The organism is Lonepinella sp. MS14434, from assembly GCF_042468235.1.
In the GTDB taxonomy this organism is placed as follows: domain Bacteria; phylum Pseudomonadota; class Gammaproteobacteria; order Enterobacterales; family Pasteurellaceae; genus Lonepinella.
Genome location: NZ_CP170386.1, coordinates 1,045,201 through 1,070,969 on the forward strand (window position 1 = coordinate 1,045,201; position 25,769 = coordinate 1,070,969).

Here is a 25,769-nt window from a genome sequence, read left to right on the forward strand (position 1 = left end):
CACAACTACCAATATGCTAAATAAAATTAACGATCTCTTTGCAGAAAATATTCAAATTCAAATTGCAGCGTCTAAATCCTTAGCAGATAATCTCAGTGTCGCCACGCAAAACGTAGTCAATTGTCTATTACGTGGTAATAAAATTATTGTCTGTGGTTTAGGACGTTCCTATGCGAATGCTCAATTTTTAGTGGCAAACTTAATTAACCGTTACGAGTTACCACGCCCAAGTTTTCCCACCGTATTATTAAGCCTTGACGGAGCCATGGGTTCTGCTATTATTTTTGATAACCCAACAGAAACGTTATTACAGCGGCAATTTAGTGCAGTGGCACAACAAGGGGATATTTTATTGGTACTTTCTCCCTTTGGTAATGAAGAACCTATTTTAAATGTGGTTCATCAAGCATTTAGTAAAGAAATTTCAGTCATTGCGTTAACGGGTAATAACAGCGACCATTTACGTGGTTTACTTAGCGAAAACGATCTTGAAATTGCTGTACCAAGCCATCGAGAAAGTCGTATTTTAGAAAGCCATTTATTTTTGATTAATGCACTTTGTGAACTTATTGATCACACACTATTTACACAAAGTAGTTGATACCCTCGGAAGAACAACAAACATATAAAGATTATGTAAGGAGTAAATCAAATGAAAATCAATACATTAAAAAATCTCGCCATGCTATTAACAGCCACCTTTATTTTACAAGGTTGTGTGGCATTAGGTTTAGGTGGGGCCGCCGTTGCAACCAAAGTAGGTACTGATCCACGTACAGTAGGTTCACAAGTGGATGATGAAACCTTAGAGCTCAAAGTTTATGATGCCGTTACCAAGGATGAACAAATTAAAGCGGAAGGTCGTGTGGTTGTCGTTTCCTATAGCAGCCGTGTATTATTACTTGGTCAAGTGCCTGATGAAAGCTTAAAAGAAGTCGCCACCAGTTTAGCAAAAGGAGTTGAAAACATCGGTGATGTATATAACGAAATGCGTGTTGGTTCACCGATTTCCTTTAGCCAAAAAAGCCAAGATAGCTGGATTACTACTAAAATTAAATCCGATATGTTGCTAAACTCTGCGGTTAAAACCACCGATATTAAAGTCATCACCGAGAACAAAGAAGTCTTCTTACTCGGTAATGTAACACAAGAGCAAGGTATTGCTGCCGCAGAAGTGGCTCGCAAAGTATCTGGGGTTGAAAAAGTTATTAAGGTATTTAAATATTTAAATTAACCCTGAACTGGCGTACAAGGTTACTTAAATAATGATATCCTGTCATCTCAATCGACACAACGCTGAGTACGCTAATACTATTTAGCCGCATATTGATAAAGTGCGGTGTATTTTATTGATATTTTACCAAATAGGATAAATCATGACTGAGATTAATAAACAACAGGTTTTAGATGCATTCCATTTTCGTTCTGCTTGCCGCAATTACGATCCAAACAAAAAAATTCCACAGCAAGATATGGATTATATTCTTGAACTTGCTCGTCTTTCACCAAGTTCAGTAGGTTCAGAACCGTGGAAATTTATTGTATTACAAAATGCCGCATTGCGTGAAAAAATTCATCCTGTGACATGGGGAATTAAACACCCCATTCAAGAAGCTAGCCATTTAGTGATTATCTTAGCCAAAAAGAATGCTCGCTATGATAGCGAATTCTTACACAATGCTTTGGTGCAACGTGGTTTAACGCCTGAACAAATGAATGCAACCATTGCTCGTTATAAATCTTTCCAACAAGATGATATTAAAATTCTTGACAGCGAACGCACCCTATTCGACTGGTGTAGCAAACAAACCTACATCGCTTTAGGTAATATGATGACGGGTGCAGCATTAATCGGTATTGATAGTTGCCCAATTGAAGGTTTTAACTATGATGAAGTGAATCGTATTTTAGCCGAAGAAGGCGTATTTGATGCTAACGAATATGGTGTCTCTTGTATGGTGACTTTTGGTTATCGTAATAAAGAAATTAAGAAAAAACACCGCAAACCTGTGGAGCAGGTGATTGAGTGGGTTGAATAAAAACAAAATGTGCGGTAATTTTTACCGCACTTTTACTACTAACATGCTACAACAATAACGCCGATCCCCATTTAATAATATCAAAGAAGAATTTATTATCATCGGTAGCAGCCTTAGTGCTAGTGGTACCATCCTCTTTAGTTTCCACTTCTACCATAGCAGACTTGCGTTCCCCTTTTACCACGGCTAAATCATCTCTAGCTTTAGTGCGTAATATAACACATTGTTTACTATCCAGATTTTCTACATCGTTTTTGGATTTGTATTTTTTAAATTGATAGGTCGCATAATCCATAGCTTTTTGATCGCCTTGAATGATTTTGACGTTATCTTCGCCGATAATGTCCTCTAAAGGATAGAAAAAGACATATTGAGAATGAATATAGCTATCTTCTTTTTGAAAATGCTCATATTGAATTCGAGTTAAATTTGGGTAAATACATTGCTCCGTTTGTTTGGCGACAAACGCCCATTTTTGTGCATTGCTATCCGATAATTCATAGGCTGCACCAGCATATTCTGCTGGAATCGCAGATTGTTTATCACCAAAACTGCAAGCCGTTAATGAAAGCAAGATCATTGAAAGAGAGAATTTTTTTAACACCATAAAATCCTTGAAATAAAAATATTAAGCCTATTTTAAAGCTAAAATCTATTTCGTCAATGGCATCACAAAAAAGTGCGGGGCAAAAAACAAAATTTTTACACCGCACTTAAACGCTCAATTAAAGGCGACTAGCCCAACAAATTTTTCAAGGCATCACCAATTTCTGCTAAACTTTTTACTGTGGTTACACCAGCATCTTGTAAGGCTTGAATTTTCTCTGCTGCCGTTCCTTTTCCGCCACTGATAATCGCCCCAGCATGCCCCATGCGTTTGCCTTTTGGTGCGGTCATCCCAGCAATATAAGATACCACTGGTTTAGTCACATTCGCTTTAATAAAGGCAGCTGCCTCTTCTTCTGCAGAACCACCGATTTCACCGATCATAACAATGGCTTCAGTTTCTGGATCTTGTTGGAAACGCTTGAGAATATCAATAAAGTTGGAACCCGGAATCGGATCACCGCCGATCCCGACACAAGTAGATTGACCGAAACCATTATCTGTGGTTTGTTTCACTGCCTCATAGGTTAACGTGCCAGAACGAGAAACAATCCCCACTCGGCCTTTTTTATGAATATAGCCTGGCATAATACCGATTTTACATTCATCTGGGGTAATAATTCCCGGGCAATTCGGACCAATCATCACCACATCGGTTTGAGCCAGTTTTTGTTTGACAGCTAACATATCTACGGTTGGAATGCCTTCGGTAATACAAACAATTAATTTAATCCCTGCATCAATGGCTTCTAAAATAGCATCCTTACAAAACGGGGCAGGAATATAAATTACGCTTGCGGTTGCCCCTGTTTGTTCAACGGCTTCACGAACTGTATTAAACACAGGTAAACCTAAATGAGTGGTCCCCCCTTTATTAGGCGACACACCACCGACTAATTGGGTGCCGTAAGCTAAGGCTTGTTCGCTATGAAATGTGCCTTGACCACCGGTGAAACCTTGGCAAATGACTTTGGTATCTTTATTAATTAAAATTGACATAACCGCTCCTTATTTCGCTGCATTGACCACTTGTTCAGCGGCATCTGTTAAACTTTTCGCTGCCAGAATATTCACGCCACTTTTGGCTAAAATATCACGGCCTAATTCAGCGTTATTGCCCTCAAGTCGCACCACTACTGGCACATTGACACCGATTTCATTCACGGCAGCAATGATCCCTTCAGCAATTAAATCACAGCGTACAATGCCTCCAAAAATATTGACCAAAATAGCTTTTACATTGGGATCGGAAAGAATAATTTTAAACGCCCCAGCGACACGCTCTTTAGTTGCACCGCCGCCAACATCAAGGAAGTTGGCTGGTTGTCCACCATGCAATTTAATAATATCCATGGTTCCCATGGCAAGCCCAGCACCGTTCACCATACAGCCAATATTACCCTCTAATGCCACATAGTTTAAACTTAAGGCTTCGGCTTCCGCCTCACGTCCGTCTTCTTGGCTTGGATCTTGCATCGCCTTTAACTCTGGTTGACGGTATAACGCATTATCATCCACCACTATTTTGGCATCTAAACAATGTAAATCATCATTTTGTAAAATTACTAACGGATTGATTTCTAAAAGACTTAAATCTTTTTCAATAAAAAGCTTGCTCAGCTGGGTAAATAAATGTGCAAATTGGGTGACTTGTTTACCGATTAAGCCTAATTTAAACGCCAGTTCACGCCCTTGATAAGGCTGCGCCCCAATTAAGGTATCAATAGCAACTTTATGCAATAAGTGCGGTGTTTTTTCCGCCACTTCTTCAATGTTCATCCCCCCTTCGGTAGATGCCATAAACACAATACGTTGTGAACTACGATCAATCACGGCCCCCAAATAAAGTTCTTTTTTCACATCGGCACAGGCCTCCATATAAATGGTATTAATCGGTTGACCGCGACTATCGGTTTGGAAAGTGACTAAACGTTGTCCTAAAAACTTATCAAAAAATGACCGCACTTCATCCGTAGATTTTACCACTTTTACGCCACCTGCTTTACCGCGTCCACCGGCGTGAACTTGACATTTTGCCACCCATGCGGTGCCACCGAGTTTTTCCGTGGCTTCAACCGCTTGTTGTGCACTTTGACAAGCATAACCTTCACTCACTGGCAAACCATATTGTGCAAAAATTTGTTTGGATTGATATTCATGTAAATTCATGGACTGTCCTTTTTATTACCTGATGATAGGGGTGTTGCCACCCCACGAAAATAATCGAAAAATTAAATATCCAATAATAATCTGGTTGGATCTTCGAGCAATTCTTTAATCGTCACTAATGCACCGACACTCTCACGACCGTCAATTAAACGGTGATCGTAGGAAAGGGCTAAATACATCATTGGACGAATCACTACCTGCCCATTCACCGCAATCGGGCGATCTTTAATAGCGTGCATACCTAAAATCGCACTTTGTGGTGGGTTAATAATCGGGGTTGACATTAACGAACCAAACACACCACCGTTAGTAATAGTGAAATTTCCACCGGTTAATTCTTCCACGGTCAGTTTGCCATTTTGTCCTTTTTCCGCTAAAGATTTAATCGCTTTCTCAATTTCCGCCATGCTCATTTGATCGCAATCACGTAACACAGGTGTCACCAATCCACGTGGTGTGGATACCGCAATACTAATATCAAAATAGTTGTGATAAACAATATCATCACCATCAATAGACGCATTAATTTCAGGATAACGTTTTAACGCTTCTACCACCGCTTTCACATAGAATGACATAAAGCCTAAACGTACGCCGTGGCGTTTTTCAAATTTTTCGCCATAGCTTTTACGTAATTGCATAATCGGTTGCATATCCACTTCATTGAAAGTGGTTAGCATCGCTGTGGTGTTTTTCACTTCAAGTAAGCGTTCCGCCACACGTTTACGTAATCTGGTCATCGGCACACGTTTCTCACTGCGTAAATTGGCTTGTGAGAAATCTTGGCTAGTTTGCCCCGCAGTTTGTGGTTTATTCGCTAAAGCACGTTCCACATCTTCACGCGTAATACGACCACCCACGCCAGACCCTTGGATCGCTTTTGGATCTAAATCGTGTTCCGCAATTAAACGACGAATCGCTGGACTTAAATCTTCTTGATGATCCTGTGCGGTTGGCTCCGGGTTTAAATTAGCGCTGTGGCGATCTGCTGGGGTAGCTTCCACCGTACTTGCTGCTGGATTTTGGGTACGTGCACCATCCACTTCGGTATTCAATTTACCCAATACTTGATTACTGACTACCGTTGCCCCTTCGTTTTCGATAATGCTTGCAATCACACCGTCTGCACTGGCTGGCACTTCCAGCACCACTTTATCGGTTTCAATTTCGACTAAGATTTCATCACGGCTCACGGCTTCGCCCACTGCTTTATGCCATTTAACCACCGTTGCATCGGCAACACTTTCCGGTAATACTGGGGTAAGAATGTCTAAATCACTCATAATATTTCCTTTTTAATTGTGCATAAAAATTAGCTTATAAAGTTAAAGCATCAGTTACTAAATTCTGTTGTTGTTCATTATGTAATGCCATATATCCAGCGGCTGGAGAAGCAGATGCTGGGCGACCTACATAACGTAAACTGGCATCCTCAGGAATGCTTTGGATAAAATTATGTCGAGAACAATACCAAGCCCCTTGGTTTAATGGTTCTTCTTGACACCATACATAGTCTTTCACGTGTGAATATTCTGCCAAAATTGACCGTACTTCATCTTCTGGGTAAGGGTAAAGTTGTTCAATTCGAATGATAGCGACATCTGTTTGCTTGTTTTGACGGCGACGTTCTAATAAATCATAATAGACTTTACCCGAACAGAATACGACACGTTTTACTTGTATTGGATCCAACTCATCGATTTCACCAATCACATTTTGGAATGTGCCATCGGTTAATTCTTCCAAGGCAGAAACCGCTAATGGATGACGTAATAAAGATTTTGGAGAGATCACTACTAACGGACGGCGAACAGAACGCAACATTTGACGACGTAATAAATGGTAAATCTGTGCTGGTGTAGATGGAATACAGACTTGCATATTGTGTTGTGCACAAAGTTGCAAATAGCGTTCCAAACGAGCCGATGAATGTTCTGGCCCTTGTCCTTCATAACCATGTGGCAGTAACAACACCAAACCGCACATTCTGCCCCATTTTTGTTCACCGGAACTGATAAACTGGTCGATCACCACCTGAGCCCCATTGGCAAAATCACCGAATTGAGCTTCCCAAATGGTTAGCGTTTTAGGTGTCGTGGTGGCATAGCCATATTCAAAGGCAAGTACCGCTTCTTCGGAAAGTACCGAATCCCAAACTTCAAAATGACCTTGTTTATCATGTAGATGACATAATGGCACATAGCCGGTTCCGTCATTAATACAGTGTAACACGGCATGGCGATGGAAGAACGTACCCCGTCCGCAGTCCTCACCAGATAAACGGATATGATAGCCGTCATCCAGCAACGTCGCATACGCCATGGTTTCGCCCATGCCCCAGTCGAGTAATTTTTCCCCTTTTGCCATTAACGCACGATCAGCATAAATTTTCTCAACCCGAGAATGAATCGGGTGGGTTTCAGGATATTGTGAAACACTATTAGCTAATGCTTTAAAACGTTGTACGTCAAAACGGCTTTGGTAAGCTGAATGCCATTCCGGATTTAAGAATTGCAACCAATCCACTTTGTCATAATTTATTTCACGCCATTCAGACACCACACAATCACCACGATCTAACGCATCACGGTAGTTATTAATGAAACTGGTGGCTTTTTCATTATTGATAATACCAGCATTAATTAATCTATCGGCATACACTTGGCGTGGAGTTGGATGAGCTTTGATTTTTTTATACATCATCGGTTGGGTGGCGGATGGTTCATCGGCTTCATTATGACCATGACGACGATAAGAGACCAAATCAATGAAAACATCACGTTTAAATTTGGTACGAAATTCCACTGCCATACGCGCGGCATACGCTACCGCTTCTGGATCATCACCATTAACATGAATAATCGGTGCTTCGATCATTTTGGCAATATCCGTACAATAAACCGTAGAGCGAGTATCTTTTGGGAAAGATGTGGTAAAACCAATCCGGTTATTGATCACAATGCGAATGGTACCACCCACGGTATAACCACGTGCATCAGACATATTTAAGGTTTCTTGTACCACGCCTTGACCGGCCAACGCACTATCACCATGCACCGTTACGGCTAATACTTTTCTATGATCATCATCCCCGAGGCGTTTTTGTCTGGCTCGCACCGAACCTGTCACCACAGGACTGACAATTTCTAAATGTGACGGGTTAAACGCTAACACTAAATGTACACGACCGTCATCGGTCATAAAATCAGAAGAAAACCCTTGATGATATTTCACATCACCGGTACCGTTACCATGATGCTTACCGGCAAATTCATCAAATAATTCCGCCGGTTTTTTACCTAATACATTGACCAGCATATTTAAACGACCACGGTGTGCCATGCCAAATACCACTTCTTCCGTGCCTTGTTTTGCACTATGGCGAATAATCTCTTTAATTAACGGCACAAAAGCATCACTCCCTTCTAACGAAAAGCGTTTTGCTCCGGGGAATTTCGCCCCAATATAACGCTCTAAGCCCTCTGCTGCGGTCAGTTCTGCTAGCAATTTTTCTTGTTCAGCTTGACTAAAGTGCGATGCATTTACCCAGTTTTCTATATTTTTTTGTAACCAAGTACGCGCTTCCAAATCATTAACGTGCATAAATTCCAAGCCGATTTTACCACAATACGTTTTCTTCAACGTGGCACCAAGTTCTCTCAAACTAATTTTTTCTTTATGGAAAACATGGCCACTTAAATCAAAAACTTCATCAAGATCAGCATCGGTAAGGTTATAGAAACGGTAATCTAAGGTTGGAACTTCGGGTTTTTCACGTAAATTAATCGGGTCAACGTCAGCCAGTAAATGCCCACGATACCGATATGCATTGAGCCATCTCAACACATTTGCTAAACGTTCTCCCACTTTAGGATCAATGACGGTAACACCCTTAGGTGACTTTTCAAGCGCCAAACGGCGAAAATAATTACGAATGGGAGAATGGGCTTGTTCCGGCGGTTGCGAAACTGCGGTATTTTTTGCCAAAGAATCAAAAACTTCTCGCCAGCTCACTTCTATTGAATTAGGATCTTCAAGATAGCTCTCATAAAGATCTTCAATATACGACTGACTGCCACCAGATAACGCACTTTGCTCTAGCCACCGTTGAAATGAATTATTCTGCATCGTGTTCCTACCTATATTAAATTTAACATCCATCATACATAAAATTTAGATTTTATAAACATTATCTAAATTAATGTAACTTTACCCTATTCTTAAAAAGAAAAATATGATCTACATCACACTTTTGAAATTTAACAAAAAATTTACAGAAATTTTTGAAGACAAATCGTACAAAATGGAGTTATATTTAGATTACATTAATAATTTCACAATTTGTAACTCCGTAGCCTGTAATCTGGGGAGTTCATGGAGTTCACAAAAAAATAACATAAACACAACAAATAACAAAGGCAAAAAAGGAGTGACCTATGTCTAATTTAACAGCAAAACTAACTTTAAGCGATGGTAGAGAATTCGATCTGCCGGTACATCAAGGCTCTTTAGGCTATGATGCCGTTGATGTGCAGGTGCTGAGTAAAAATCATTTATTCACTTTTGACCCCGGCTTAATGTCCACCGCCATGTGTAAATCTGAAATTACCTATATTGATGGCGATAAAGGGATTTTGTTACACCGTGGTTACCCCATTCATGACCTTGCTATGAATGCAGACTATTTAGAAGTCGCCTACCTCTTACTTTATGGTGAACGTCCAGATCCAAAAGATTATAAAGAATTTACTCAAGTTGTTCGTCAGCACACCTTAGTCCACGAACAACTTTCTCGTTTCTTCCATGGTTTCCGACGAGATTCTCACCCAATGGCAGTGATGTGTGGTGTCAGTGGTGCATTAGCCGCATTCTATCACAATGTACTGGATGTGAGTGATGAAGAACACCGTAATTTAACCGCACTTCGCTTATTAGCCAAAATGCCAACCCTAGCGGCAATGTGTTATAAATATTCGATCGGACATCCATTTATGTTCCCACAAAATCACCTTTCTTATGCCGGTAATTTCCTGTATATGATGTTTGCTACCCCTTGCGAACCTTATCAAGTCAATCCCGTGCTAGAAAAAGCGATGAATCGTATCTTTATTCTCCACGCTGACCACGAACAAAACGCCTCCACCTCGACCGTGCGTACGGCTGCTTCTTCTGGTGCCAATCCATTTGCTTGCATTGCAGCCGGTATTGCTTCACTTTGGGGACCCGCTCATGGTGGTGCCAATGAGGCCTGTATTAGGATGTTAGAAGAAATCGGTTCTATCGATCGTATTCCTGAATTTATTGCAAAAGCCAAAGATAAAAATGATCCATTCCGTTTAATGGGATTCGGTCACCGTGTGTATAAAAATTACGATCCACGTGCCAAAGTGATGCGTGAAACTTGTCACGAAGTATTACAAGAATTAGGGATTAAAACTCCATTATTAGAAGTCGCAATGGAATTGGAACGTATTGCCTTAACCGATGAATATTTTATTGAGCGTAATCTCTATCCGAATGTTGATTTTTATTCCGGTATTATCTTAAAAGCGATTGGTATTCCTATTTCTATGTTTACGGTTATTTTTGCTTTAGCACGTACCGTTGGCTGGATCGCACACTGGAAAGAAATGTATGATTTCGGCACCTTAAAAATCGTTCGTCCACGCCAAGTTTATACTGGTCATACACAACGAGAATTTAATAAATTAGCTGAATAAAATATTTTATCATCAATACATTAGGGGGGATATAATTCCCCCTATTTCATTATCATTTGATTAGTCTCTCCCTTATCACTATAATTAAACGCCCATAGTTCCATCACTTTGTATAAAGTGTATAAATCTTTAGTACCCATTAACAAATTTTAAACACCTTATATTTGACGATTCAAATTTATTCTGAATAAACATAAATTTTAGGAAACTTAACATCATGATGATAGATAAACGTCTGATTAACACAGTGGAAGACAGCAAAAAATGGATTGCTGCGACTGTGTTGTGGAATTGGCTTGCGTTGGTTGGCAGCATTATCACTGCGGTCACATTTGCTTGGTGTCTGCATCAGGCTTTTGAGCACCCCCTAAGCCTGACAAGTGCGGTGATTTTTTTTATTGTTTTAGTTGCTGCATTGAGCTTGCGTGTCTTTGCAGGGAAAATGGCAGGCAAAGCATCTTACTATGCTAGCACCAATGTTAAACATAAATTGAGAACCTTAATTTATCAGAAATTAGCCTCTATGCCGTTAAATCAGGTTAATCAACAATCCACTTCTTCGTTAGTACAAATTGCTTCAGAGGGGGTAGAACAAATTGAGATCTATTTCGGACGTTATTTGCCACAATTATTTTATAGTTTACTTGCTCCGCTGACGTTATTTCTTTTTTTAGTCTTTTTTAATGCACCGACCGCTCTGGTTTTATTGGTTTGTGTCCCCTTAATTCCGATGTCAATTATTGCAGTCAATAAAATTGCTAAACGGCTATTAGCCAAATATTGGGCGATTTATGTGGGATTAGGCAGTAGTTTTTTAGATAACCTACAAGGGCTAGTCACCCTCAAAATTTACCAAGATGATGAATATAAAGCGAAACAAATGGATATTGAAGCGGAACATTTTCGTAAAATCACTATGAAAGTGCTAACCATGCAGCTAAACTCTGTTTCGCTGATGGATTTATTGGCTTATGGTGGCGCGGCGATTGGGATTTTAACCGCATTATTGCAATTCCAAGCAGGACATTTAACCGTCTTTGCGGTCATTCTATTTATTCTACTTTCCTCTGAATTTTTCATTCCTTTACGTTTACTTGGTTCATTTTTCCACGTTGCCATGAATGGTAAAGCGGCTTCAGATAAAATTTTCACCTTATTAGACACACCAATAACACAAACCCAAGCTGAAAGTGCGGTGAATTTTGATGAAAAAAATAACATTCAAATTACATTACAAAATTTACATTTTGCCTATTCAGCTGAAAAGAATGCCATCAATGGCTTAAACTTAACCATTCAACCCCATCAATTAACTGTTTTCGTGGGGAAAAGTGGCTGTGGAAAATCAACCTTAGTTTCCCTGTTAATGGGCTTTAACCACGCACAACAAGGACAAATTCTGTTTAATGGCAAAAACAGCTCTGATTTGCACCGCACTTCATTCTATCAACAAATTTGTTTAGTCAGCCATAGCAGTTATATTTTCAAAGGATCATTACGAGAAAATATGCTGATGGCACAAATAAACGCTAGCGATGAACAAATTTATCAAGCGTTAAGCCAAGTTAATTTGGCAGATTTTGTGCGAGAAAATGGTGGTTTAGATATGCCATTATTAAGTCGTGGTAATAATTTATCAGGCGGACAAATTCAACGTTTAGCCCTAGCTCGAGCCTTATTACACGATGCCAGTTGCTATATTTTTGATGAAGCCACCAGCAATATTGATGTAGAAAGTGAAGAAATTATCTTGCAGTTTATTCATCAACTTAAAGCTGAAAAAACCATTGTCATGATTTCACATCGTTTAGCCAATGCGGTACAAGCGGATAAAATTTATGTGTTAGATAACGGGCAATTAGTCGAACAAGGAACACATTCGCAACTCATGGAAAAACAAGGGCTTTATACAGAAATGTTTAACCAACAAAAAGCCTTAGAAAATATCAGAACAGGAGCAAATTATGCGTAAAAATGGATTTATCATCATGTGGCATTTGCTCAAATTAGTCACACCATTAGCTCATATTATGAGTTTCACCATTATTATGGGAACGCTTGGCTTCCTTGCGGCGATTTTTATTATTGTGTTGGGAGCAATCGGATTAGTGAATCTAGCAGGTTTTGCCACTCACTTTACTTTTAGCCAAATTCTTACCGCACTGATTGTACTGGCTATCGCTCGTGGTATCCTACGTTATTTAGAACAAATGTCAGGGCATTACATTGCCTTTAAATTATTAGCACTATTGCGAGATAAAGTCTTCACCGCCCTACGCCGATTGGCTTTTGATAAATTACAACAAAAACAATCAGGGCAATTATTATCATTAGTCACCAATGATATTGAATTACTTGAAGTATTTTACGCTCACACCATAGCACCTATTGCTATTGCTATTTTAACATCGGCGATTTTACTCATGGTATTTGGGGCTATTTCTGTTTGGTTTGTCTTAATCGCTTTGCTTGCCTATCTCACCATTGGCTTTATTCTACCCACAATTACCACTGCCATGGCTCGTGATGAAGGTAGAAAATACCGTGAATTAGTCGGTGAAATGAATGATTATTTTCTTGACAGCATTCGTGGCATGAAAGAAATCCAATTATTTGGTTATGAAGACCAGCGGTTAGCGCAAATTAATCAACGTAGCCAAGCCATCGATCAAGCCTTTTTCCGCATAAAAGCACAAGAATCTAAAGTGCGTGCCTATACAGAAATAGCAGTTTCATTGTTTAATATGTTGATCTTAGCGACCGGATTAATTTTATTCTATTATCAACAAATTGATTTCAGTGGCTTATTGATTGCCGTTATTCTACTGATGTCAAGCTATGGTCCTGTGATTGCATTAAGTAATCTTTCCAATAATTTATTACAAACCCTTGCCAGCGGTGAACGAGTACTAGGTTTACTGCATGAAAAACCTGTACTAGACGATGTAAAGTGCGGTGTAAATTTAGCAGAAATTGAACAAATCAACGTTACAGGTCTTAATTTTGCTTATGCTGATGAACAGATTCTGTCTAACATCAATCTCAGCTTAAACAAAGGGCAAATTTTAGGTATTCACGGACGTAGTGGCAGTGGTAAAAGCACTTTGTTGAAACTGCTAATGCGTTTTTACGATCCACAATCTGGTCATATTCAAATCAATGGCATAGATTTAACCCAAATCAACACTCAAAGTTTACGTGAAAATATGGCATACATTACGCAACAAACCTATATTTTCAATGAAAGTATTTATGAAAATATTATCATAGCAAAACGCCATGCCAGCCAACAACAGGTTATTGAAGCGGCTAAAAAAGCATCTATTCATGACTTTATTATGAGCTTACCTGAAGGCTATGAAACGAAAATCACCGAATTGGGTAACAGCCTATCAGACGGCGAAAAACAACGCATTGGCATTGCCCGAGCGTTCTTACATAATGCCCCGATTATTTTACTTGATGAACCCACAAGTAACTTAGATAGCTTAAATGAAGCTATGGTTTTACAAGCATTACTTAAAGTAAAACAAGAAAAATTAATAGTCTTAGTCAGCCACCGAATCTCAACTATGCAAATTTGCGATCAGGTGATTCATATTGAGAATGGGCGAGTGTCGTAAATATATAATGCGGTGAATATTGTGTAATATTCACCGCATTTTGTTGGTTTTCTATTCACTCCATTGACTCAACACTTGCAATAAGATTCTAGGAAAAATACCGCACTTAAAAGTAAAGTATAAACCACGTAAAATTTACAACAAATAACAATAATTCTCATTTGCTTATGAAATACCTTTTCATTATAATTATCCACATTGGAAATTTTCTTCTTTTAACTAAAAATAATCTTTGGATCATGTAGGGAGATACGCTATGTTTAGGAAAAATCCTGTTTTTTCATTCTCATTAATTACTTTAGCCGTGTTAGGCTATAGCCAACCTAGCTTTAGTGAAGAATCTAGTCAAACGGAAACGTTAGATAAAATTTCTGTAACAACAGAAGGTGAACAAGATCAAAAACCTGCTGTCATCAAGAAAACACACCAAACTATTCAGCGAGAATTAATCAGAGATACGCGTGATTTAGTGCGTTATACTACGGATGTGGGGGTGGCTGATAATGGTCGTCATTTAAAAGGCTTTGCCATTCGTGGCGTGGAAGGTAATCGTGTAGGAATTAGCATTGATGGTGTAAATTTACCTGATAGCGAAGAAAATAGTTTATATGCTCGTTATGGTAATTTCAATCCATCTCGTTTAAGTATTGATTCTGAATTAGTAAAAGATATTGATATTGTGCGGGGATCTGATTCCTTTAATTCAGGCAGTGGTGCTTTAGGTGGTTCAGTTAATTATCATACCCTAGAAGCATTAGATATTGTTAAACCCGATCAGCATTTTGGTGCGTTATTACGTACAGGTTATGCCAGTAAAAATCGTGAATGGGTGAGAACCTTGGGTGTGGGTTATGTCGGCGAAAAATTAGATGCCATGTTACTTTATTCCCAACGCACAGGTCACGAAATGAAAAGTAATGGCGATGGTCCTGAAACGAATTATTCAAGTAGTCAGCACCCAGATCCGTCAACCCATCGTTTTCATAGTTATCTAGCAAAATTAGGGTATCAAATCAACGATCATCACCGTCTTGGGCTTTCTGTCAATGGTCAACAAGGTGATCGCTATACTGATGAACGTAGCTATACTTTATATGGCAGCCAATGGCGTGAAGCAAATGATGAAAATAAACGTATCAATATTAATGCTCAATATGTTTATACGCCTGCATCAAATTATTTAGCCTATGCAAAATTAGATTTAGACTATCAAAAAACTGACTTATCTGCCTTAAATTATAAAGGCAATCGAGATTATTTAACCAATGCGAAAAAAATAAGCGAAACCTTTGACCGTAGAATGAAAACTGATTTTAAACGGGCTAATATTAGATTGGAAAGTTTACCACTTTCATCTGGTTTTGGTGAACATACGTTAGCGTTAAATACTTATATCAGCGAACGTGAGTTTAAAAATATTAACCATGATACCAATATTTATGGGTTAGATGAATGGTATACCATTCAACGTCCTGTGAAAACGAAACAATATAGTATTGCCCTAAAAGATGATATCGTTTGGCGACCTGATTTTAAAACTTGGCGACCGATTTTCTCCGTGAATATTGGTGCAAGCTATGATTATGCACGTTTAACGCCAAAATCTCTTAACGCTCAATGTAGTAAAGCCTGTTTAGCCGAGGGTGAACCAAGCCAAAGTAGCTTTGCGAATTGGAACGGTTTCCTAGGATTAAATGCTCAAGTGAATGATACTTGGAAAGTCGGTTATCAATTAAGTACAGGATATCGTATTCCAACTGCCACAGAATTATATTTCAGCTTTGAAAACCCTTATGGGACTTGGAAATCCAATCCTGGATTAAAATCTGAACGTAGTGTAAGCCATACTTTATTCACTCAGGCTCAAAATGATATTGGCACATTTGATTTGAGTGTATATCAAACTCGATACCGCAATTTCTTATTTGAACAAGAAAGTATTATCGAACAAACACAATACGGTCGCACCTATCAAACGCAAGTGCAACAAATGGTCAATATTGATCGTGCGAAAATTAATGGTGTTGAAGTCAAAGGTCAGCTCAATTTAGATAAAGTTACGCCATTACCTGAAGGCTTTAAATTTTATGGTGCCTTAGGCTATAGCAAAGGTAAATTATCGAATGAAGCAAGCCTACTCTCTATTCAGCCTATCAAAGCAGTTATTGGCTTAGATTATGAAGATCCAGCAGGGAAATGGGGTATCTTCAGCCGTTTAACTTATTTAGGTGCTAAAAAAGCCAAAGATGCAAAAACCTTTGAGAATAAATCAAGATGCGTGCTATGGGAATATGATGCTTGGTATGATCAAGATATCTGTACAAAAGAAGAATTATATCAATCCGTTGAAACCTATAAATACCGTAACAAATCAGCCTATATCTTTGATTTATATGGATATTACAAAATCATGAATGATATTACATTACGAGCTGGCGTATATAATCTATTTAACCGAAAATATCACACTTGGGACGCTTTACGTGGTATCAATGCCCATAGCACAACCAATAGTGTGGATAGAGATGGATTAGGTCTTGAACGCTTCTACGCTCCAGGTCGTAATTACAGTGCATCGGTGGAAATTCGGTTTTAGCCATTAACCCCGCGTACTTGCATACGGGGTTAAGCATAGTTACGCCACCATGTGGCTGACTTGTTTCAAGATGCGGAGCATCGTTACTAATCTAGCCCTGTACGCAAGTGCAGGGTTAAAATATTTTCACCGCACTTTCCCAAAAAAACTACAAAATCTGTGCCAAGAACTGCTGCCCTCTTTCCGTTTTTGGCTGGCGAAAAAATTCATCTGGGGTAGTCTGCTCAATAATCATGCCTTGATCCATAAATACCACGGAATCGGCAACCCGTTGAGCAAAGCCCATTTCATGAGTCACACATAACATCGTGATACGTTCTTGCTCGGCGAGTTCTACCATGACATCTAACACTTCTTTCACCATTTCAGGATCGAGTGCGGAAGTGGGTTCATCAAATAACATAACTTTGGGTGACATACAAAGGGATCTGGCAATCGCCACACGTTGTTGCTGTCCGCCAGATAATTGCCCTGGATATTTATAAGCCTGATCAGCAATTTTTACCCGTTCTAAATATTTTAAGGCAACATCAATGGCTTCTTGCTTGCTCTTTTTTAATACCCAAATTTGCCCGAGCGTCAAATTTTCTAACACCGTTAAATGGGGGAATAAATTAAAATGTTGGAATACCATGCCGACATTGCGGCGAATTTCTTCTAGGTGTTTCAGATTATTATTTAACAACACGCCATTGACGATTAACTCACCACTTTGATGATGTTCTAACCCATTAATACAACGAATTAAAGTTGATTTACCCGATCCTGAGGGACCTGCAATCACAATTTTTTCCCCTTCAGTGACGGTTAAATTCACATTTTTGAGTACATGAAAATCACCATACCACTTATTTACATCTTTTAATTGTACCATTACTTTTGACACAAATACACTCCCTAACGCTGTCTTGCCAAGTCTAAACGTTGCTCAATATAACGTGAGTAACGAGACATCGCATAACAAAAAATAAAATAAATAAACGCAAGAAAAACATAGGCTTCTACGCTAAACCCTTGCCATAACGGGTCGGCAAGTGCCACTTTAGCAGATAGGGTTAAGTCATAAATCCCAATAATCACCACTAAAGAAGTATCTTTAAAAATGGAAATAAAAATACTCACCAACGGTGGAATCACCACTTTTAAGGCTTGTGGCAAAATGACTAAGCGCATGCTTTGCCAGTAAGTTAACCCTAAAGAGTCCGCTCCTTCAAATTGTCCTTTTGGGATCGACTGCAAACCACCCCGTACCACTTCAGCAATATAAGCCGACACATACACAATCACTGCGATTTGCGCTCGCAATAATTTATCTAGCGAAAAACCCTCTGCAAAAAACAACGGTACCATTACCGAGGCCATAAATAACAAGCTAACAAACGGCACGCCTCGCACAATTTCAATATACATAATGGATAGCGAGCGGATAATTGGCATGTCTGAGCGACGACCTAAAGCCAGCAAAATGCCTAATGGCGTGGCGATTAAAATCCCGAAAATGGCGAGAATTAAGGTAATCGGCAAACCACCCCAACGAGCAGTTTCAATTTCGCTCAAGCCAAATACGCCACCATGCATTAAAACACCACAAAGGCTTAATATTGCTATCCAAATCAAGACTAAATATTTTTGCCAAAAACGAGGGATAGCACTAAAAATAATTAAGGCTATTAGCAAAATGCAAACTAAAAATGGCCGCCATTGTTCATCAAAAGGATAAATACCAAACAAAATCATACGGTATTTATGTTGTACAAACGACCAACATGCACCAGCAGATGCATGACATTCTTGACCGCTAGTGGCGGTGAAATTCGCTTGTAATAGCCCCCATTCTACCACTGCAGGAATAGAGAACAGTAAAAACCATAATACTAAAATAGTGGCGAAACTATGAGCCGGTGTAGCAAATAAATTATCTTTTAACCACAACCATACGCCGGTTTGTTTTGGTGGTTTTTGCATAATATTTTCCATTTATCTCTCCACCAACGCCATACGTTTGTTATACCATGCCATAAATACCGCAATGCTGATACTAATAGTAAAATACGCTAACATAATAATCATCACCGCTTCAATGGCTTGCCCTGTTTGGGTTAACATGGTGTTGACTATAGAAACAATATCGGGATAACCAATAGCCACGGCCAATGAGCTGTTTTTAGTGAAATTCATAAAGGTATTGCTCATGGCAGGAATCATCACCCGAACCGCTTGCGGCATAATAATTAAACGCAAGGTTTTAAGCCGAGATAATCCTAAGGATTCGCCAGCTTCCCATTGACCTTTATTGACACTTTGAATACCCGAACGCACAATTTCAGCAATAAAGGCGGCAGTATATAACACTAATCCTAATAATAAAGCGGCTAGTTCCGGACTAAAATGCCATCCATTAACAAAATTAAATCCTTTAAGTTCAGGTTTTACTACGTCCAGTTGCCAACCTGATAATAATGCTGCTAATACAGGGAATATCACAAAAAAAGCTAGGCTAACAGAAAAAACTGCGGTAGTTTTTCCTGTTTTATTTTGTTTATATTTCGCCCAAAAGGATAAAATAATCGTGGCAATAACAGCGAATAATAAGCCGACAAGCATCCAAGAAACCGAATCTCCGCTTAAAGCAGGAATTTTTACACCGCGGTTTGATAAAAACACCCCATCTATCGGGTTTAAAGCTTGACGAGGACCGGGTAAATTTTCTGTGAGCAAGGAATACCAAAAGAATAAATGAATCAGTAAAGGAATATTACGCATCACTTCCACATAAATCGCCGCCAATTTATTCACTAACCAGTTAGCAGAAAGTCGAGCGATGCCGATGATCGTACCAAGAAGCGTGGCTAATATAATCCCGACAAAAGACACCAATAAGGTATTAAAAATCCCTACTTTGATAGCATGCCAGTAAGTATCGGTCAGATTATATTCAATTAAGGATTCACCAATGGCAAAACCCGCTTCTTTAGTTAAAAAAGCAAAGCCTGTTTGAATATTTCGAGTTGCTAAATTATGTAAGGTATTATCGACTAAATACCAAACCACATACACGATCACAGATAAGATAATGACTTGATATAACCAAGCCCTTGTGTTTGCGTCATTTAAAGAAAAATTGATTTTTTTCATTATTTATACTAATTGGGGCATATCACCTATGCCCCTATTTTTAATTTTAAGTGTTGTTTTTAGACAGGATTATCCATGATTAACGTACAGGTAAACCGTAATGTAAACCACCATGAGTCCATAAATTATTTAAACCACGTGGAATTTGCAATGGGCTATCTTTACCCACATTACGGTCAAAACTTTCACCATAGTTGCCCACTTGTTTAACAATGTTATACGCCCATTTGTCGTCTAGACCAAGGTTTTTACCTGTACCTTCTACAGTACCTAACAAACGTTGAATATTTGGATTTTCGCTTTTTAATTGTTCATCCACATTTTTGCTAGTTACGCCCAATTCTTCCGCATTAAACTGGGCTTGTAATGTCCATTTCACAATATTAAACCATTGTGCATCCCCTTGACGTACAAACGGCGCTAACGGTTCTTTAGAAATTAAATCGGGTAATACCACATAGTCATCTGGGTTAGATAAACGTGAGATACGAATTGACGCTAAACCCGACGCATCGGTAGAATACACATCACAACGACCTGATGCAAAAGCATTCACTACTTCATTAAATTGATCGAATACCACTGGTGTATATTTAATTTTATTGGCTCTTGCCCAGTCCGCTAAGGTATTTTCATTTGATGTACCAGTTTGTAAACAAATAGTTGCACCATCTAATTCTTTAGCACTTTTCACGCCAAGTTCTTTCTTAACTAAGAAGCCTTGACCATCGTAGAAGTTCACACCTGGAGATTGTAAGCCTAAAGCAGTATCACGTTGTTGGGTCACAGTGGTATTACGCGTTAACACATCAATTTCACCGGATTGAAGTGCAGTGAAACGTTGTTGAGAATTTAATGGCACGGTTTTAAATTTGGTCGCATCGCCAAATACTGCCGCTGCCACAGATTTACATAAATCAACATCTAACCCTTTCCATTCGCCTTTATCATCGGGCGCAGAAAAGCCAGCAAAGCCTGTTGTAGTACCACAAATCACATGACCACGAGCTTTTACCGTATCAAGGGTGGAAGTTTGTGCATTGGCATTCAAAGCTGTGAAACCTAAGGTAGCAACAACTGCTGTGGTTAATACATTTAATTTTTTCATTCGATTCTCCAAAAAGGGATAGTTTAAAATCAATAGTCTCAACTTTAATAAAAAATAATTATATAAGCAAATAAAATTAACTTATATCACATAAGATTTGGTTATAAGGGCATAAAAAAACCGCACTTCCCATAATATAACAAAAGTGCGGTCTATTTAGCTTAATGTTTATTAATGAATACTTGTACTTACCGTAGTACGATTCGCGCGCTTACGATCATTTTCAGTGAGTAATTTTTTACGCACACGAATAGATACCGGCGTAACTTCCACTAATTCATCATCATCAATAAATTCAATGGCCTGTTCAAGTGTAAATTTCACTGGCGTAGTTAATACGATAGCATCGTCTTTACCTGATGCACGCATATTAGTCAATTTTTTACCTTGCAAACAGTTTACGGTTAAATCATTTGAACGGCTGTGAATACCAATAATTTGCCCCTCATACACTTCCACACCATGATCGATCATTAATTTACCACGCTCTTGCAAGCCGAATAAGGCATAACCCAAGGCTTTACCTGTAGCGTTAGAAATCAATACGCCGTTTTTACGTTGACCGATTTCACCTGGTTTAATATCGTCATAATGGCTAAATGTCGAATAAAGCAAGCCTGTACCTGATGTCATGGTCATAAATTCGTTACGGAAACCGATTAAACCACGGCTTGGGATCACATATTCTAAACGAGTGCGTCCTTTACCGTCTGGTTGCATATCTTTTACTTCGCCTTTGCGAATACCCAAGGCTTCCATCACAGAACCTTGATGTTGTTCTTCAATATCAATGGTCACTTGCTCAAACGGCTCTTGTTTTCTACCGTCAATGGTACGATAAATAACTTTCGGACGAGAAACAGCTAATTCATAGCCCTCACGACGCATATTTTCGATTAACACCGACAAATGCAATTCGCCACGCCCAGAAACACGGAATTCATCTGGGTTAGGGGTTTCTTCCACACGCAATGCCACGTTATGCACCAACTCTTTATTTAAGCGTTCCAAAATTTGGCGAGAAGTTACATATTTGCCCTCTTTACCACAGAATGGAGAAGTGTTTACACAGAAGAACATAGTGACGGTCGGTTCATCTACGCTTAGAGCTGGCAAGGCTTCTACCGCATTAATGTCGCAAATAGTGTCAGAAATATTGAGTTCACCTAAGCCTGTAATTGCCACGATGTCGCCAGCAAAGGCTTGATCTTCTTCATAACGTTGTAAGCCTAAATGCCCTAATACCTGACCCACACGCCCTTGGCGAGTACGACCTTCGCTATTAATCACAGTCACCGCTTGGTTTGGTTTCACCGAACCACGTTTAATACGACCTATACCGATAACCCCTACATAGCTGTTGTAGTCTAATTGGGAAATTTGCATTTGGAACGGTGCATCAAGATGTACAGATGGCGGAGCTACGTGTTCTACGATAGCTTCAAATAATGGGGTCATATCAGGAGCCAACTCTTCGTGTTCTAAGCCTGCTACACCCATTAATGCCGATGCGTAAATAATTGGAAAATCTAATTGTTCGTCCGTTGCCCCTAGGTTCACAAATAAATCAAATACTTGATCCACCACCCAGTCAGGTCTAGCCCCTGGACGATCAACTTTATTAATCACCACAATCGGTTTTAACCCGTGAGCAAAGGCTTTTTGTGTCACGAAACGGGTTTGTGGCATCGGACCATCAAAAGCGTCCACCACTAATAATACAGAGTCCACCATAGAAAGCACTCGTTCCACTTCGCCTCCGAAGTCGGCGTGTCCTGGGGTATCTACGATGTTAATGCGATAATCATTCCAGTTAATTGCGGTATTTTTGGCTAAAATGGTAATGCCACGTTCTTTTTCCAGATCGTTGCTATCCATTACACGTTCATCGCTATCACCGCTACGAGAACTTTCTAAGGTGCCTGATTGTTGTAAAAGTTTGTCAACTAAGGTGGTTTTACCATGGTCAACGTGTGCAATAATTGCGATGTTACGCAATTTATTAATATCTAAATCTGCCATTGAGTTATCTTCTGTTGTTTAAAAAATCTAAAAAAATGTACCGCACTTTTTTGTATAACACGGTAAAAGGTCGCAAATTATACAACCTTTTTGGGTAATGAGCTATTAAATAATTAATGAGTAGCCTGATTTAGTGAAAATCTTTGTTGAGATGAAATATAAAGAAGTAGAAAATTTGAATATCGATGACAGGGTGCGTTAATCACGCACCTTGTTGTGTCATCTCTATTTGATGGTTAACGTTTACGCCCGAAAATAAAAGAAATAATGGATAAAATAATAAATATGCCAAATAAAATTTTAGCAATTCCTACCGCACTTCCAGCAATGCCACCAAAACCTAATACACCCGCAATAATTGCAATCACAAAAAAGACAATTGAATAATGTAACATAAATATTCTCCTTAATTATGTGTTGGTTAAATGCTACCTATATAAACACTTTCTAAATGAAAGTATCTATACCTTAACATAAATATAACATAAATAAAAATATTTATAGCTAAAAATAATTAAACTTGAGTTTTTAGAAATATTTTATTATAATAACCCTGTTTTAGGGTATCTACGCCCATCTTTGGCAAGATTTCTCGCCCATTTAAATATCCAAATCCCCTGTCTTGTAGGGTATCGTAACTTAATTTTTATTTCATTTATCACCCTTCTTTTTGTATAAATGCCAAAAGGTGCGGTGTTTTTCGTTAAATTTTTAGGAGAATTTATTTGAACGTTTTACAACGAATGCATGCTGATAGTACATTAAAGGGACCTATTTTTATCCCAACCACCCTATTAGTTGTGACAATGGTAGTATTCTGTGCCTTTTTCCCTGAACAGGCAAGTTTAGGACTAAATACCATTAAACAAGTCGTTTTTAACAACTTTAGTTGGTTTTATATTTTAGCTGGCTCAATTTTCTTTCTGTTCTTAATCTTTTTATGCGTCAGCCGATTAGGTGATATCCGCTTGGGAGCAGACAGTGATGAACCTGAATATCCTTTTGTATCGTGGATTGCTATGCTATTTGCGGCAGGAATGGGGATCGGATTGATGTACTTCGGAGTAGCTGAACCTATCTTGCATTATCTCAATCCAATACATCAAGATTTAGATCAATCCGGCTTGATCAAAGAAGCCATGATGACCACGTTCTATCATTGGGGAATTCATGCGTGGGCTATTTATGCAGTAATCGCATTAGCTCTTGCCTACTTTGGCTTTCGATATAAATTACCATTAACTATACGCTCTGGATTTTATCCTTTATTAAAAAACCGTATCTCTGGCTTCTGGGGTCATCTGATAGATACTATTGCTTTATGTAGTACCATTTTTGGCTTAATTACTACCTTAGGCTATGGTGCCTTACAAGTCAACGCTGGCTTTAACGCTCTTGGCATATTTGATAGTAATAGCTTTGGCACATTGGCAATATTAGTCATTATTGCCATGACATTAGCCGTTATTTCTGCTGTATCTGGTGTGGGTAAAGGCGTAAAAATGCTCAGCGAAACAAATCTTGTGTTAGCCGGTATCTTGTTGGTCTTTGTAATTATTGCGGGACCTACTTTACAATTATTTTCAGGTTTAACTGAAAATCTTGGTTATTATTTCAGTTCATTATTAGAAATTAGTTTTCGCACTTTTGCTTACGAACCTGAACAACAAGGTTGGTTAAGTGGTTGGACCGTGCTTTACTGGGCATGGTGGGCATCTTGGGCACCGTTTGTGGGATTATTTATTGCCAGAATTTCGAAAGGTCGTACCATTCGTGAATTTATTCTTGGTGTGTTGTTTGTACCATCCTTATTCAATATTTTATGGATGACCACTTTTGGCGGTTCAGCTATTTGGATTGATCAACAAACTGGTGGTGAATTAGCCGCTATCAGTGGCAATACTGAACAACTGTTATTTGGTTTCTTTGAACATTTACCCTTTACCACCTTTTCGTCAGCAATTGCATTGATTATTATCTCTATTTTCTTTATTACATCCGCAGACTCAGGGATTTTAGTACTCAATAACATTGCGTCACAAGGGGAACAAAAAGCACCAAAATGGCAAAGTGTTTACTGGGGTATTTTATTAGCCGTACTGGGGTTATCCTTGTTGTATTCCGGTGGATTAGCTTCATTACAAACCATGACATTAATTATCGCTTTACCCTTTATGTTGATCATGTTGATATTATGTGTCGGGCTTTGGCAAGGTTTAATGATTGATGCACAATATTTCAACAAAGAATTTAGCCAAGGCAGTGCAAACTGGACAGGCAAAAACTGGAAAGAGCGTTTAGAAAAAATCGTCAACCCGACTGACCGAAAAGACATTCGACGTTTCTTAAACAAAGTCGCTCGACCAGCCTTTAGTGAATTGGTGACTGAATTTGAGAGCCACGGTTTAACTGCTCAAATGAATTTTATTGACGGTAAAAATCCAAAGATTGAATTTGAAGTGATTAAAGAAAATCTGCGTAATTTCTTATATGGCATTGAATGCCAATCCCGTGAATTATCGGACTTAGTGGTAGATGATAACAATGTGCCAAATATTGATGAAAGCAAAATCTATGAACCGATTACTTACTTCATAGATGGTCGTCAAGGTTATGATGTACAATATATGACAAAAGAAGAGCTGATCGCTGACGTATTAAAACAATATGAACGCTTTATGAATTTAGCAATGGATAACACCCACGATTTAATGACGGCAAATGTGGAGAATATGGCGGAGTAAGCGTAAG

Annotated in this window: 19 protein-coding genes; 8 read left to right on the forward strand and 11 right to left on the reverse strand. The window is 38.8% G+C overall.

Annotated elements, in window-relative coordinates; all coding sequences use genetic code 11:
* Positions 1-13 precede the first annotated feature (13 nt).
* From O1Q79_RS05060 to O1Q79_RS05070, 3 genes are all read left to right on the forward strand, one after another.
* Positions 14-601 (forward strand): SIS domain-containing protein, encoded by a 588-nt coding sequence (locus tag O1Q79_RS05060; protein ID WP_386693287.1) that lies wholly within the window; start codon positions 14-16, stop codon positions 599-601.
* 51 nt (positions 602-652) lie between these two features.
* Positions 653-1,234, forward strand: a complete 582-nt coding sequence (gene dolP / locus O1Q79_RS05065; protein WP_386693288.1) for a division/outer membrane stress-associated lipid-binding lipoprotein — start codon at positions 653-655, stop codon at positions 1,232-1,234.
* Between the two features lie 142 nt (positions 1,235-1,376).
* Complete coding sequence (locus O1Q79_RS05070; protein ID WP_386693290.1) at positions 1,377-2,039, forward strand: NAD(P)H-dependent oxidoreductase; 663 nt, start codon at positions 1,377-1,379, stop codon at positions 2,037-2,039.
* A 46-nt stretch (positions 2,040-2,085) separates the two neighbouring features.
* Here the strand turns inward: O1Q79_RS05070 and O1Q79_RS05075 are convergent, their stop codons facing one another.
* The 5 genes from O1Q79_RS05075 to sucA all read right to left on the reverse strand — a co-directional run bounded on the left by O1Q79_RS05075 (position 2,086) and on the right by sucA (position 8,942).
* On the reverse strand, positions 2,086-2,646 hold the full coding sequence (locus O1Q79_RS05075) for a DUF5358 domain-containing protein (protein WP_386693291.1): 561 nt from the start codon (positions 2,644-2,646) through the stop codon (positions 2,086-2,088).
* A 128-nt stretch (positions 2,647-2,774) separates the two neighbouring features.
* Positions 2,775-3,644, reverse strand: a complete 870-nt coding sequence (sucD, locus tag O1Q79_RS05080) for a succinate--CoA ligase subunit alpha (protein ID WP_386693292.1) — start codon at positions 3,642-3,644, stop codon at positions 2,775-2,777.
* A gap of 9 nt (positions 3,645-3,653) precedes the next feature.
* Entirely contained in the window at positions 3,654-4,814 is a 1,161-nt protein-coding gene (gene sucC, locus O1Q79_RS05085) for an ADP-forming succinate--CoA ligase subunit beta (RefSeq protein ID WP_386693293.1), read from the reverse strand.
* A gap of 62 nt (positions 4,815-4,876) precedes the next feature.
* The gene (gene odhB, locus O1Q79_RS05090; protein ID WP_386693294.1) at positions 4,877-6,097 is read right to left on the reverse strand and encodes a 2-oxoglutarate dehydrogenase complex dihydrolipoyllysine-residue succinyltransferase; all 1,221 of its coding nucleotides are present in this window, start codon (positions 6,095-6,097) and stop codon (positions 4,877-4,879) included.
* A 34-nt stretch (positions 6,098-6,131) separates the two neighbouring features.
* Entirely contained in the window at positions 6,132-8,942 is a 2,811-nt protein-coding gene (sucA, locus tag O1Q79_RS05095) for a 2-oxoglutarate dehydrogenase E1 component (protein WP_386693295.1), read from the reverse strand.
* Positions 8,943-9,250: 308 nt separating this feature from the next.
* Here sucA and O1Q79_RS05100 point away from each other — a divergent pair, with 308 nt between their 5' ends.
* The 4 genes from O1Q79_RS05100 (at position 9,251) to O1Q79_RS05115 (ending at position 16,753) form a co-directional block, all read left to right on the forward strand.
* On the forward strand, positions 9,251-10,534 hold the full coding sequence (locus tag O1Q79_RS05100) for a citrate synthase (protein ID WP_386693296.1): 1,284 nt from the start codon (positions 9,251-9,253) through the stop codon (positions 10,532-10,534).
* A 217-nt stretch (positions 10,535-10,751) separates the two neighbouring features.
* Positions 10,752-12,506 (forward strand): ABC transporter ATP-binding protein/permease, encoded by a 1,755-nt coding sequence (locus O1Q79_RS05105; protein WP_386693297.1) that lies wholly within the window; start codon positions 10,752-10,754, stop codon positions 12,504-12,506.
* Positions 12,499-14,157 (forward strand): thiol reductant ABC exporter subunit CydC, encoded by a 1,659-nt coding sequence (gene cydC, locus O1Q79_RS05110; protein ID WP_386693299.1) that lies wholly within the window; start codon positions 12,499-12,501, stop codon positions 14,155-14,157. Before O1Q79_RS05105 ends, cydC begins: the two co-directional genes overlap by 8 nt.
* Positions 14,158-14,413: 256 nt before the next feature.
* Positions 14,414-16,753 (forward strand): TonB-dependent hemoglobin/transferrin/lactoferrin family receptor, encoded by a 2,340-nt coding sequence (locus O1Q79_RS05115; protein WP_386693300.1) that lies wholly within the window; start codon positions 14,414-14,416, stop codon positions 16,751-16,753.
* 148 nt (positions 16,754-16,901) lie between these two features.
* On the opposite strand, the gene O1Q79_RS05120 is transcribed toward O1Q79_RS05115, so the two are convergent.
* The 6 genes from O1Q79_RS05120 to O1Q79_RS05145 all read right to left on the reverse strand — a co-directional run bounded on the left by O1Q79_RS05120 (position 16,902) and on the right by O1Q79_RS05145 (position 23,413).
* Entirely contained in the window at positions 16,902-17,627 is a 726-nt protein-coding gene (locus O1Q79_RS05120) for an amino acid ABC transporter ATP-binding protein (RefSeq protein ID WP_386693351.1), read from the reverse strand.
* A gap of 23 nt (positions 17,628-17,650) precedes the next feature.
* Entirely contained in the window at positions 17,651-18,718 is a 1,068-nt protein-coding gene (locus tag O1Q79_RS05125; protein WP_386693301.1) for an amino acid ABC transporter permease, read from the reverse strand.
* A 12-nt stretch (positions 18,719-18,730) separates the two neighbouring features.
* On the reverse strand, positions 18,731-19,888 hold the full coding sequence (locus O1Q79_RS05130; protein WP_386693302.1) for an amino acid ABC transporter permease: 1,158 nt from the start codon (positions 19,886-19,888) through the stop codon (positions 18,731-18,733).
* Between the two features lie 79 nt (positions 19,889-19,967).
* On the reverse strand, positions 19,968-20,996 hold the full coding sequence (locus O1Q79_RS05135; protein ID WP_386693304.1) for an amino acid ABC transporter substrate-binding protein: 1,029 nt from the start codon (positions 20,994-20,996) through the stop codon (positions 19,968-19,970).
* 171 nt (positions 20,997-21,167) lie between these two features.
* Positions 21,168-23,018, reverse strand: coding sequence for a translational GTPase TypA (typA, locus tag O1Q79_RS05140; RefSeq protein WP_386693305.1), 1,851 nt, complete (start codon positions 23,016-23,018; stop codon positions 21,168-21,170).
* A 236-nt stretch (positions 23,019-23,254) separates the two neighbouring features.
* A complete protein-coding gene (locus tag O1Q79_RS05145; protein ID WP_386693306.1) occupies positions 23,255-23,413 on the reverse strand; it encodes a DUF1328 domain-containing protein in 159 nt (52 codons plus the stop codon).
* Between the two features lie 330 nt (positions 23,414-23,743).
* Here O1Q79_RS05145 and O1Q79_RS05150 point away from each other — a divergent pair, with 330 nt between their 5' ends.
* Positions 23,744-25,762, forward strand: coding sequence for a BCCT family transporter (locus tag O1Q79_RS05150; protein ID WP_386693307.1), 2,019 nt, complete (start codon positions 23,744-23,746; stop codon positions 25,760-25,762).
* The last annotated feature ends 7 nt before the right edge of the window (positions 25,763-25,769 follow it).